General features: G+C 63.9%; 16 protein-coding genes. 10 read left to right on the top strand and 6 right to left on the bottom strand.

Going from position 1 to position 11,308, the window contains the following annotated elements:
- The coding region (locus VIM61_11710; GenBank protein HEY8901068.1) for a ComEC/Rec2 family competence protein at positions 1-965 on the bottom strand (965 nt) is incomplete at its 3' end.
- Positions 966-1,114: 149 nt separating this feature from the next.
- On the opposite strand from VIM61_11710, the gene VIM61_11705 reads away from it, so the two are divergent.
- From VIM61_11705 to VIM61_11690, 4 genes are all read left to right on the top strand, one after another.
- Positions 1,115-1,891 (top strand): hypothetical protein, encoded by a 777-nt coding sequence (locus VIM61_11705; protein HEY8901067.1) that lies wholly within the window; start codon positions 1,115-1,117, stop codon positions 1,889-1,891.
- Between the two features lie 230 nt (positions 1,892-2,121).
- Positions 2,122-2,604 carry a hypothetical protein gene (locus VIM61_11700; GenBank protein ID HEY8901066.1) on the top strand — a complete coding sequence of 161 codons (483 nt, stop codon included), beginning with the start codon at positions 2,122-2,124 and terminating at the stop codon, positions 2,602-2,604.
- A 113-nt stretch (positions 2,605-2,717) separates the two neighbouring features.
- Positions 2,718-3,554, top strand: a complete 837-nt coding sequence (locus tag VIM61_11695) for an MBL fold metallo-hydrolase (protein HEY8901065.1) — start codon at positions 2,718-2,720, stop codon at positions 3,552-3,554.
- A 134-nt stretch (positions 3,555-3,688) separates the two neighbouring features.
- Entirely contained in the window at positions 3,689-4,021 is a 333-nt protein-coding gene (locus VIM61_11690) for a hypothetical protein (protein HEY8901064.1), read from the top strand.
- A 58-nt stretch (positions 4,022-4,079) separates the two neighbouring features.
- Here VIM61_11690 and VIM61_11685 read toward each other — a convergent pair whose 3' ends face one another.
- Entirely contained in the window at positions 4,080-5,183 is a 1,104-nt protein-coding gene (locus VIM61_11685; protein ID HEY8901063.1) for a glycoside hydrolase family 3 N-terminal domain-containing protein, read from the bottom strand.
- 70 nt (positions 5,184-5,253) lie between these two features.
- On the opposite strand from VIM61_11685, the gene nadD reads away from it, so the two are divergent.
- Genes nadD through VIM61_11660 form a run of 5 tightly spaced genes read left to right on the top strand, consistent with a single transcriptional unit; the run spans position 5,254 to position 8,566 of the window.
- The gene (gene nadD, locus VIM61_11680; protein HEY8901062.1) at positions 5,254-5,820 is read left to right on the top strand and encodes a nicotinate-nucleotide adenylyltransferase; all 567 of its coding nucleotides are present in this window, start codon (positions 5,254-5,256) and stop codon (positions 5,818-5,820) included.
- Positions 5,813-6,247 carry a ribosome silencing factor gene (rsfS, locus tag VIM61_11675; protein HEY8901061.1) on the top strand — a complete coding sequence of 145 codons (435 nt, stop codon included), beginning with the start codon at positions 5,813-5,815 and terminating at the stop codon, positions 6,245-6,247. Before nadD ends, rsfS begins: the two co-directional genes overlap by 8 nt.
- A complete protein-coding gene (locus VIM61_11670) occupies positions 6,248-6,433 on the top strand; it encodes a CPXCG motif-containing cysteine-rich protein (GenBank protein HEY8901060.1) in 186 nt (61 codons plus the stop codon).
- Between the two features lie 42 nt (positions 6,434-6,475).
- Entirely contained in the window at positions 6,476-7,309 is an 834-nt protein-coding gene (locus VIM61_11665; protein HEY8901059.1) for a transglutaminase-like domain-containing protein, read from the top strand.
- Between the two features lie 24 nt (positions 7,310-7,333).
- Positions 7,334-8,566: a competence/damage-inducible protein A gene (locus tag VIM61_11660; protein ID HEY8901058.1), complete on the top strand. Its 1,233-nt coding sequence runs from the start codon at positions 7,334-7,336 to the stop codon at positions 8,564-8,566.
- Here VIM61_11660 and VIM61_11655 read toward each other — a convergent pair.
- Positions 8,563-9,108 carry a PAS domain-containing protein gene (locus tag VIM61_11655; GenBank protein HEY8901057.1) on the bottom strand — a complete coding sequence of 182 codons (546 nt, stop codon included), beginning with the start codon at positions 9,106-9,108 and terminating at the stop codon, positions 8,563-8,565. The two genes, VIM61_11660 and VIM61_11655, sit on opposite strands and share 4 nt — an antisense overlap.
- A gap of 33 nt (positions 9,109-9,141) precedes the next feature.
- Here VIM61_11655 and VIM61_11650 point away from each other — a divergent pair, with 33 nt between their 5' ends.
- Positions 9,142-9,945, top strand: coding sequence for an Hsp33 family molecular chaperone HslO (locus tag VIM61_11650; protein HEY8901056.1), 804 nt, complete (start codon positions 9,142-9,144; stop codon positions 9,943-9,945).
- Between the two features lie 6 nt (positions 9,946-9,951).
- On the opposite strand, the gene VIM61_11645 is transcribed toward VIM61_11650, so the two are convergent.
- The 3 genes from VIM61_11645 to VIM61_11635 form a co-directional block, all read right to left on the bottom strand.
- Positions 9,952-10,305 (bottom strand): hypothetical protein, encoded by a 354-nt coding sequence (locus VIM61_11645; protein ID HEY8901055.1) that lies wholly within the window; start codon positions 10,303-10,305, stop codon positions 9,952-9,954.
- Between the two features lie 5 nt (positions 10,306-10,310).
- Positions 10,311-10,628, bottom strand: coding sequence for a hypothetical protein (locus tag VIM61_11640; GenBank protein ID HEY8901054.1), 318 nt, complete (start codon positions 10,626-10,628; stop codon positions 10,311-10,313).
- A 130-nt stretch (positions 10,629-10,758) separates the two neighbouring features.
- A complete protein-coding gene (locus VIM61_11635; GenBank protein HEY8901053.1) occupies positions 10,759-11,088 on the bottom strand; it encodes a hypothetical protein in 330 nt (109 codons plus the stop codon).
- Positions 11,089-11,308: the final 220 nt, after the last annotated feature.

The following is an 11,308-nucleotide window of genomic DNA, read 5'->3' as shown; positions in this document are numbered from 1 at the left end:
AGCAACAGACCCGCCGCGATGATCGAGAGCATGATCGCCGCGCGCAGGCTGGCGGGGCTGAGGCCCGTGACGAGCGCGTAGAAGAATAGCGCCGGAATGATGATGAGCACCGAGCGCCGCTGGCTCACGCCGAAGAGCCCGAGCGCCGTCCACAGGATCACGGCGACGATGCCCACATGCAGCCCGCTCACGGAAAAGAGGTGGAACGTGCCGGTCTCGCGAAAGGCATCCTTGATCGAGTCCGGCGCATCCGCCGTGTCGCCGATCACCATCGCGCGAATGAGGATCGCCTCCGCCGTGCCCGCGATGCCGCGCGTGATCGTCTCTTCGATCCAGCCCCGCGCCGCGTCCGCAAAGCGCACCAGCGGATTCCCGCCCACCGCGAGCAGCTCGGCATCCCGCCCGCGCAGCACCGCCAGTTGCGAGCGGATGCCCGCGTTCGCCAGCCAGCCCGTGTAGTCGAACGCGCCGGGATTCCGCACCGGCGGGCAATTCCCGATCGCCGCGCGCACCCGGTAGCGCCCGCCGTAGAGCGGCGGCGGCCCGTCCCACGTCACCATCACCAGGCAGCCCGGCCGCAGCTCTGCATCGTCGAGGGTGAGCTCCTCCAGCCTCGCGGCAAAGCGGCTGCGCAGGCCGGTGGCGGCTGCCCCCTCGCGCGGCGCCTCCCGCACGGTGATCACCGCCGAGCAGGTCTGCTCCGCCACCGTCAACTCTGCCGCCAGCCGCGTGGCCCGGCTCTCGCGAAACGTCCACGCCTGCGCCGCCGCGAAGACGAGCGCCACGCCCACCGGCAGCGCGATGCGGGCCCCCGGCCCCAGCGCCGCGAGCAGCGCCAACGCGCCCGCCGCCGCAAAGGCCGCGCCCGGCACTGGCGCATAGCGACCGAGGATCACGCCCGCCGCCGCGCAGAGGAACAGCCCCACGCAGGGCAGACGCTGGCGAAGGACGGGGACTCGGGGCACGGGCCGGGATGATTGTCAATGCAGCCTGCGAAGGCAAGGGGAGGGGCCCGCTCGCTTGCGGCGCCACATCCGCCCCGGGGCCTCCGCCTTCCCGCCGCCGGCAAATCGTTCGCCACTCCCGCGCCGCGGTGGTAATTCCCGGGCGCACCATGAGACTACGTTTCTTCCCCGCCCGGGGTGGCCTGCTCCGCATCGTCGGCTCCCTTCTCCTCCTCGGCCTCACTGCCGGCTCCCGTCTTGCGGCGGACGCATGGACGCCTCCCGCTGGTTACTGCGTGCCGGAGGAGACCCTCCCCCCCGACGGCACCTACGGCGTGCTCGCGCCCGGCTGGGAGCTTTACGACAAGGGCGACCCGCCGCCGCGCAATCGCCTCGTGAACGTCAAGACCGGCGCCACCCTCCTCGAGCTCGACGGTCCCGCCTGGGCGACATGGGTGCAGGACGACAGCGGCCGCACCATGAACCACCTCGACCTCGCCGCGCAATGGGCGAAGGACGGCGCCGTGCTCGCCTGGGCCATCGACGGCAAATGGTCGCCCGCCGCCTGCCTGCTCGTCGCCGTGAAAGACGGCGCCGTCGCCTGGCACACGGATGTCCTCCGCGCCGCGCAGGAGAAAATCCTCGCCGAGACGCGCGCCGCCGTGCCGAAGAACTACGCCGCCGCCCGCCAGCAGAACGAAGGCAGCGGCGCCGCCTTCCCCGAGGGCTTCTCCATCGGCATCGACCTGCCCCCCGCCGGCTTCACCCTCCCATGGCGCGGCCACGTCACCCTCGACTCGAACGTCAAAAGCATCGGCGAGGAAAACTGGCCCTCCGCCGCAAACGTCGGCGCCACCATGGATTTCGCGGTGAGCGCCGACGGCGCCGTCACCTTCTCGCACTTCCGGATCGATCCCACCCTCACCGGCGTGCCCCGCCCGCAATAGCCACCCCTTGCATCGCAAGGGACAACCAGCCCGGCAAACCTGCCCAGATCACCGTTACCTAAGTCCCGCAACCAACGGGCGGGGCCACGCGCCTCGCCTCAAAGTTGCGGATTGTCTCCCGTCCAGCTAACATCCTTCCGAGCCCCTCTGAATATCAGCTTCGTTCGCCCATCTCTCCATTCAATCCAACAAGCTGTTCGGCTGTGAAAACAACATTCCTCTGCTTGGCGATGATTCTGTCACTCGGCCGATGTTTCGCTGCGGCTTTTATGCCTCCCCATCCAGCGGATCTCATCAACAAATATAGCATCATCGCGACGGTAAAAGTTTCTGCGGTTACTGATATAGTTTCTGGCAGCGGATTTTGGCACTCACAGGACACGCCCGTTGAAGTATTGTTGGCGAGACTACATCCATTAAAAATCTTAAAGGGGCGACTATCTGAGATGCCCATCGTCATCCAGACGCTGGGAGAGACAGTTCCTCTCAAACTCGATCGAGAATATTTAATTTTCTTAAATCAAGACGAGTGGCGATATATCGCCAAAAATGTCTTTCCGATAACGAAAGATAGGGTGCGTTGGTATAATTCCACCTCAGATGTTGCTCTTGGCACGGCGCCGACCGTTGACGAGATTCCGTTGGATCACGCAGTTCGACAGATTGAGAGCATCGTAAAGAAAGCCGAACAAGACGCTGCAACTAACCCCTAGTCGCCTCGCGTCACTTTTTCACGATCATCCCCACTCTCCATCCGTGCCTCCACAAAAGTTCAGCGCCCGTTCAGACATAGCAAAGCTTGGCGTTTTTCTATGATGTCTCAAATATGCTAAAAATCACCCCTATTTCTACCGGCAAAGCCTGGTTGAAAACGGCGCAGAAGCGCGGAGGAGAAGACCGGTCACCGGTGCAACGAAAAATCGACATTTTTCGCGATAAGAATTGGGCAACCCTGGAGGTATTCGCATGGCTAATCGAACATCCGGAAGGTCGATTTATCGTCGATACGGGCGATACCGCGGAAAACTCGACGCCTGGTTATTTACCGTGGTGGAATCCCTTTTTCACCAAGCAGGTGAGCATCAGAGTGGCGCCTCACGAGGAAATCGGCCCGCGCCTGTGTCAAATGGGGCTTGATCCATCTGTAGATATCTCCGCAGTTATCCTCACTCACTATCACCATGATCATACTGGCGGACTGCATCATTTTCCGCATACGCGGATTATTTCGCCACGAGAAGGCTGGCGCAAATCCTGCGGCCTGAAAGGGAAGATCATGGGGTGTCTCCCCCAGCGCTGGCCGGTCTGGTTTCGCCCTGAACTGGTAAATTTTGACGGGCCGCCCGTAGGACCGTTCCCCGCATCCCACCCTATCACCAAGGATGGCCGGATCTTCATGGTTCCGGCGCCGGGTCACTATGTCGGTCATTCGGCAGTCGTTGCCAGAGATGAAGATGTCACCTATTTTTTCTCCGGGGATTCCGGATATACGCTCGAGGACATGCAAGCCGGATTTACGGACGGAGTGACGAATAATCCTGCGCAGTCACTCGAGACGATCAACAAGATTCTCGAGTTTTCCAGAAGCGAACCAACGATTGTTTTGCCAGCCCATGATCCCGATGCCCCTCGCAGGCTGAGGGAACGTGTGATAGTTCACTAAAAAGCCGAACAAAGTGCTGTAGCTAATCCCTGGCCGCATAGCATCACTTCTCACTCCCGTATTTCCTATCCCGTCCACATTCCCCAAACTCAGCGGCCCGAGCGCGGGATCGCTGAGCTTGGCATTCGGCCATTATGAAAAACACTCTCCTGCTTGTCGCGTTGCTGTTTCTGGTGCTTTTGAGGCCCGTTTATTGCGCTTCGGACGTCACGAAAGCCCCTCCAGAGAAAGACGATCGGATTGAATTCACGCTTGGCTCCATCAAGTTCTCCCCAGGTTCCGCGGAAGGGGCCGTCCTCTTTCTCTTCGGGGCATTTTGTGCGCTTTGGGCTCAAAATACGAATCGCAGTGCTTGGTTGTGGTTTTTTCTGGGAGTCTTTCTGAACTTTATCGCCGTTCTCGTGCTCTTATTTAAGAATTCGAATGATAAGTGGAATCGAGATCATCGCCCGAAGCTTAATCTCTAGCTGGCTCCCGACAAGGCGCGGCGGCTAACCCCCCGGCCGCGGCGGACGGAGGGCGGTTTCAGTAGAGCTCGACGGGGGAGCGTTTGCCGTCCTCGGGGCTGCGCTGGGCGGCGAGGTCTTCGCCCAATGTCGCGACGCGGAGTTTCCAGACTTCGTCGTCGAGGAGTCGGTGGGCTTCCTCGCTAAAGGGATCCGGCGGGGCGAGGCGGGTCTTGAACTCGGCGACGCGGGCGAGGGCGGGGGCGAGTTTCTCGACCGGGAGATCCTGAATGGCGGCGAGGGCTTCGGCGGCCATCTCGACGCGGTGGCAGATCATGAGGAGGTCGTTGCCGGCGGCGAGGGCCATGCGCATGGTCTCGGCGAAGCCGTAGTGATTGAGGATGGCGCCCATGTCGAGGTCATCGGTCATGACGAGGCCGTCGAAGCCGAGGTCGCCGCGGAGGAGGTCCGTCGTGATGGCGGGGGAGAGCGAGGCGGGGAGGCCGGTGGCGTCGAGGCTGTCGATGGCGATGTGACCGATCATCATGCTGTCGACCTTGGTGGCGAAGTAGCGGAAGACGGCGAGTTCCTCGGCTTCCATTTCCTCGCGGGTGCGGGCGAGGCGGGGCAGCTCGTGGTGGGGATCGAGCCCGGCGTGGGTGTAGCCGGGGAAGTGCTTGCCGCAACTGAGGATGCCGGTGGAGCGGAGGGCGTCGTTGAAGGTGCCGGCCTTCTGGATGACCTCGGCGACGCTGGCGCCGTAGCAGCGGCCGCGCAGGGAGTTATCGGCGTCGTCGTCGAAGCTGATGTCGAGGACGGGGCAGAGGTCGAGGTTGAAACCGAAGAGGCGGAGCAGCTTGCCGGTGATCTCGCCGTGCCAGCGGATGAGTTCGGGATCGCCCTTCTTGCGGAGCTGCTCGGCATTCGGGGGTTCGTGGCCGAGGAGCTTGAGGCGGGAGACGCGGCCGCCTTCCTGGTCGATGGTGATGATGGGCTCGACGTCGGAGAGGTCGCGGAGGTCGTCGATGAGCTGGCGAAGCTGCGGGGCGGTCTGGATGTTGCGGCCGAAGAGGATGTAGCCGCCGGGCTGGATGGCGCGGAACTGGGCAGCGGTGGCGGCGTCGAGCGTGGGGCCGGGGACGCCGACGAGAAGGAGCTGGCCGGGATGGGCGGATGCGGACATCGGCGATGCATAGCACGGCGATTTCGGATTTTGCATTTTAGATTTCGGAATTCGCGGATTTAGTGGGCTGATGGCGCGACGCACGGGACTTTTCGGCGGGAGTTTTGATCCGATCCACATCGGGCATCTCATCCTGGCCCGCGAGGCGCGCGAGCAGCTGGGGCTGGACCGCGTGGTCTTCATTCCGGCGGCGATCTCTCCGCACAAACTGCATCGCCGGCCGGCGCCGGCAGAGGCACGGCTGGAAATGGTGCGCGCGGCGATCGAGGGGGAGGCGGGCTTCGAGTGCGACGACTGCGAGCTGCATCGCGAGGGGCCGTCGTTCACGGTCGACACGGTGCGCGAGATGCGGGCGCGGCATCCGGACGAGGAGTTCCTTTATTTCATCGGCGAGGACAATGTCGCGCTGCTCGATACGTGGCGGGAGATCGGGGAATTGCGGCGGCTGGTGGAGTTCGTCGTGCTGGATCGGGACGTCGGCGGGGCGATCGGGGAGTTCCGCCGGGTGTGCCGGCAGATGGACGTGTCGTCCTCGGAGATCCGGAATCGCGTTGCGCGGGGGGAATCCATCCGGTATTTGCTACCGGACAAGGCATGCGAAGTGATTTACCGGGAAAGGCTGTATCGAGATGAGTAAGGCAGCGCCACGCAAGGCGGCTCCGAAAAAGAAGGCGGAGCCCCAGAAGGACGAAGCCGAGCGCATGGCCCTGGCCTGCGCGGAAGCGGCCGCTGACAAGAAGGCGGAGGACATCCAGATCATCGATCTGCGCGGCATCTCGGACTTCACGGACTTTTTCATCGTGTGCAGCGGCACATCCGATCCGCAGCTCAAGGCGATCGCCGGCGGCATCCGCACGCGCGTCCGCGAGGAATTCGGCCACGGAGCGTATTCCGAGGACGGCGCGCCGACGAGCCGGTGGGTGGTCATCGATTTTGCGCAGGTCATCGTGCACGTCTTTCACAGCGAGGCGCGGTCGTTCTACCTGCTCGAAGATCTCTGGGGCGACGCCCCGCGGGTGCCCTTTTCGCCGCCGGAGCCGGTGTCTCCGTCGAAGCTCGGCTGAATGGACATTGTCGAGGAGATCGAGATCGAGTGCCCGCAGTGCGGGGAAATTTTTACGATCGAGGTCGAGACCACGACGCCCCGGCTGGACCTCGTCGAGGACTGCGCGGTGTGCTGCCGGCCGATGACGATTCAGGTGCGATCCGAGCCCGGTGCGGTGGTGGAGGTCACGGTGACGGCCGCGTGACGCCTTGCGTGCGATCCGATTGTGGACTAACCGTATGACGTCATGATGCTCGGCCAGAAAGAAGCGATCGTGCGATTGTTGCGCGATAACGATCCGGAAACGGTCCGCCTCGTGAAAGAGCAACTGGCGGCCGCCGGCGAGGATGCGATGGGGGAATTGGCAGCGCTCGCCGCCTTCGAGGACGAGAATGTCTCCCGCCACGCCCGCGAGGTGCTCGACCTGATCGCCGACCGCGAGGCCGAGGATGAGTTCACGCTGCTCTGCCATCTGTTTGGCGACCATCACGATCTCGAGCGCGCCAATTGGATGCTTGCCCGGGCGCTCATGCCGGGCGTGGATTTCACGCCGCTCGAAACGAAAGTCAATTCCTGGGGGCGTCAGTTTCTTCTCAAGGGCTCGGGCGCGGTCTCCAGTCGCGAGCGCGTGCTTCTGCTGGCGAACTTCATGTCCGAGGAGCTCGGCTTCCGCGGGAACACCGAGGATTATTACTCCGAGCGGAACTGCCTGCTGCCCTGTGTGATCGAGACGCGCATGGGCATCCCGATCACGCTCACCCTGCTTTACATGATGGTCGCCGCCCGCGCCGGCATGTGCGTGGAGGGCATCAATCTGCCAGGCCACTTTATCGCCCGGCACGGCGAGCTTTATTTCGATCCCTTTCACCGCGGCCGCATTCTCACGAAGAGCGACTGCGTGGCGATTCTGGCGAAGCAGAATCTCAGCCTGCAGAAGGTCCACCTGAGCGATGCGACGGCGCGGCAGATCCTCGTGCGCGTGCTCGCGAATCTGCTCTACGTCTTCGATCTCAAGCAGGAGCGCGAGTTGCACGACCGGGTGAACGGCTGGATCCGCGCGCTCACGGCGGAGTGCCTCTAGGGACTTTTTAGACGCTCCGCCGCCTTGAATGTCGAGATTCTGAACACCGGCACCGAGCTGTTGCTCGGCAGTGTCGTAAACAGCCACGCCGCGTATCTTGGGCGGGCTCTGTTTCCGCTTGGTCTGCGGCTTGCGCGGCAGACCACCGTTCCCGACGGCGCGCCGATTCGCACCGCGCTGCTCGAGGCCTTTTCCCGCTGCGAGATTCTTTTCGTGACCGGCGGCCTCGGACCGACGACGGACGACATCACGCGCGAGATCACCGCGGAACTGCTCGGGCGCCGGCTCGTCGAGGACCCGGAAATCCTGCGCGCGATCCAGGCGCGGTGCGACCGACGGGGCTTCGCCTTCCAGGAGCGGATGCGCCGACAGACGATGGTGCCCGAGGGCGCGATCGTGCTGCCGAATGACCACGGCACCGCGCCGGGCCTGTATCTGCCGGCCACGGCGACGACTTCGGAATCCACGCCGCACCTTTTCCTCATGCCGGGGCCGCCCCGGGAGCTGAAACCGATGTTCGAGACCCATGTGCTCCCGCGGTTGCGCGAGCTGATGCAGGGCGTGGAGGCGGCGGAGTCGCGCGTGTATCGCTGCGTCGGCATCGGGGAGTCGATGGTCGAGGCGCGCATCGGTCTGCGTTTGTCGGAAATCGCCGGTCTGGAGGTCGGCTACTGCGCCCGGCCGAACGAGGTGGATCTCCGCCTGATCGGACCGGCGGCGCTGCTTGCGCAGGTGGAGCCGCAGGTGCTTGCGGAGCTCGGGGAGTTCATCGTCTCGAACGAGGGCGAGTCGCTGGAGGCGGTGGTAGTCGCGCGGTTGCGGGAGCTGCGCCGCTCGGTGACGACGGCGGAATCCTGCACCGGTGGCCTGCTGGCCAATCGACTGACGAATGTCGCGGGAGCTTCGGAGATTTTCAATGCGGGCTGGGTGACCTACGCCAACGAGGTGAAGGCCGGGCAGCTCGGCGTGCCGGAGGAGTTGCTCGCGGCCCACGGCGCGGTGAGTGAGCCGGTGGCGCGGGCGATGGCCGAGGGCGCCCTCGGGCGTGCGGCGGCGGATTTTGCGCTGGCGACGACGGGCATCGCCGGGCCGGGTGGCGGCACGCCGGAGAAGCCGGTGGGCACCGTATTTCTCGCGCTGGCGGAGCGGGGCGCGGAGACGCTGGTGTGGCGCGCGTTCTTTCCGACCGATCGGATGACCTTCAAGGACCTCGCCACGCAGGCGGCGCTGGATGCCCTGCGCAAGCGGCTGGGCTAATTCGCGATCTTGCGCTCGATGGCGCGAAAGCCGACGAGAATTCCGCGATCGTCGCGGACCGGCTCGAGCAAAATGTGAACGCGGTAGGGGGAACCGTCCTTGTGGTAGTTTACGAGTTCGACCTCGCAGGCGGTGCCGGAATAGATGGCGGCCCGCAGGGTGGCGATGGCGGCGGGATCGCTGTCGGGTCCCTGGAGGAGATGGCCGGGCTTGCGGCCGCGCAGTTCCTCGATGCGATAGCCGCACATCTCGGTGAAGGCGGGGTTGATCGTCTCGAGCAGGCCGTCGCGATCGGTGGTGACGCGGGCCGGCTCGGCCGCGATGCGGGCAAGCAGGTCGCCGCGCAGCTCTTCCGCCGGCAGACGCATCGAGGTGGTCGAGAGCGTGAGGTTGGCCAGCGACTCGGTGAGCTCGGCGACGACCTGGCGCAGGCGCTCGTTGCCGGCGGCCTCGGCCTCGAAGGCCTGGGCGTCGACTTCGGGGAGAAGTCCGAGCGCGTAAAGGCACGCGCGTTCTTCCGATTGATCTTCGAGCATTACCATGCAGTGTATGGATTCCATTTTTAGGATCAACCTGTGAGCGAAGAGAACCTGATCGATGACCGTCACGCCGAAGTGCGGACTTATTTTGTGCGTGGCCGCAATGCGATGGTCGCCCGTGGCGAGTTCTCGAAGATCTACGTCGACTACTATCTTCATATCGCCGATTTCGGGATGGGCGCGACCGCTGGGACCGCGGATTTCGCGAAGGCCGCGCTTGCTGCGATCACCTTGCACAGCGCCTCCCGCCCGCGGAATGAACGGGTGGCGTGGACGGTCAATTTCCAGGATCCCTTGCTCAATGTTTTCGCTGCCGGGGACAGTCCGGCCGGGACCGTCGTGGTAAATGTGTTTACGGAGAATGTGAAGGTCGGGACGCAGAATCTTTTTTACGCGGACACGATTCGGGGCGACGAGCCGCCGCGGCGCAGCGTGGTCGATTTCACGGACGGCGACTTTTTCCGGGCCGTGGAGAGGTATTACGCCCACAGCGAGCAACGGCTGGCGCGCTTCTTTCAATTCGATGAGGACGACTGCGTCCTCGTCACCGCGCAGCCGGATTGCGACGAGGAATGGCTGCTCGGTCTCGATGACGCGGCGGTGCGCACGCTCGACCAGACGGAGGTGCTCTCGTTGCTCGAGCAGCGATACTACCGCTTCGAATGCGGCTGCACGCACGAGCGGATGATGCGCGTGCTGCTGCCGACTTTCCGGATGAACCCCGAGTCGCTCTTCGAGGGCGAGGAGGTTCTCCGGATGAGCTGCCCGCGCTGCGGCGCGCGACATGCGATCACGCGGGAGTCGCTCGAGGCCCTCGAAAAGGCCGAATCGGTGCGCTAATGGGCGCTACTCGACGACGGCGCTTGTCGCGGTCGCGGTCACTTCGAGCGTCACCGTTTTTGCGTCGATGAGGTTGATCTTCTCGAACGTGAATACGGTGCCGTCGTCATCCACGGCGCGGATGTCCCAGTCGGCGTCATTGGGCTTCGCCTCGAATTTCACGGCGGCCTTCGCGCCTTCGGCAAGCGTCGTGCCGTTGGGAAGGAGGTTCTCGTTCCAGTCCTTGTCGGCGCTGGCGGAGAGGTAAAGCGCGTCGATTGAATGGCCCGTCTTGTTGACGAGGGTGAAGTCGAGTTCCGAAGCGGAGGCGGAAACGAGGGCCGCGGCGAAGGCGGCGAGCAGGGCGGCGGGGAATTTCATGGCGGTCACTTCTTCTTTTTCTTGATCGTTTCCTTGTAGACGACGTTGCCGTTGCGGTTCCTGACCGTGATCGTCTCCTTGTTCTTCTTCTTTTCCTTCACGGTCACCATGCCCGCGGAATTCTGCTTCACGATCGTCTTCTTATTTTTGGTCTTCACCTCGTAAAAATACGGGTCGTAGACCTTTGGCTTCGGGCGATAGGAATCGACGAGCACGTAGTTCTGCGCGGAGGTCGCGGGCACCACGATGACGACCGGCGGCGCGGCTTGCAGGCTCGCGGCGCCGAGCAGGACGGCGATGCCAGAAAGGATGGGGAATTTCATGACGGAGTCCCATTTCTATCCCCGTTGCATGGGGCGGGTCAATTGCCACGGCAGCCGCACGCAAAACGGGCGACCCCAGTGAAGAGGCCGCCCGTCTTTCCGCAGTCCCATCCCGACCGATCGGGAGGAATTATTCCTCGGTCTTCACGGGCACGGTTTTCATCGACGTGGTGCCGGGGGCGGTCTTGTCGACATTCGGATTCTTGTCGGCATTGTCCTTGGGCGTGCCGGTGTCGATCGCGCCTCCGGTCTGCGTGTTCGAGGACGAATACTTTGCGGGATCCGTGGCCGGCCCATCGGTCGGGCCGTGCTTTTGGGCATCCGCGGGGGTGATGGTGTGCTGGGCGCCGCCGTCGGCCGAACTGGTCGGAGAAACGGAGTCGTTCGGAGTCTGGGCGAAAGTCGTGAGCGGCAGGGCCGAGACAACGCCGAGCGTGCAGAGGAGAGTTTTGATCTTCATGACACCCGAAGATCGCGGCGGGAGCCGTCGCTCGTGTCGGAGGTCTCCCCGTGCCGTCCATCGGGGAAATGCCGTCTGCGTCGTGCGGAACCTAGAGCGGAGCCGTCGCGAGGGTTGCCGCCCCGCCGTCGATGCCGTCATGACGCAGAGCCCGTTCCGCTCGCCCGCGAAGACCGTGGCGGGGAGGTTGCAAGGAGAGCTGGCCGAGGGAGTCGAGAAG

The sequence above is a fragment of the Chthoniobacterales bacterium genome (assembly GCA_036569045.1).
Taxonomy (GTDB): Bacteria; Verrucomicrobiota; Verrucomicrobiia; order Chthoniobacterales; family JAATET01; genus JAATET01.
Note: the sequence above shows the minus strand (reverse complement) of the source record. Positions and strands in the feature narration are given on the sequence as shown.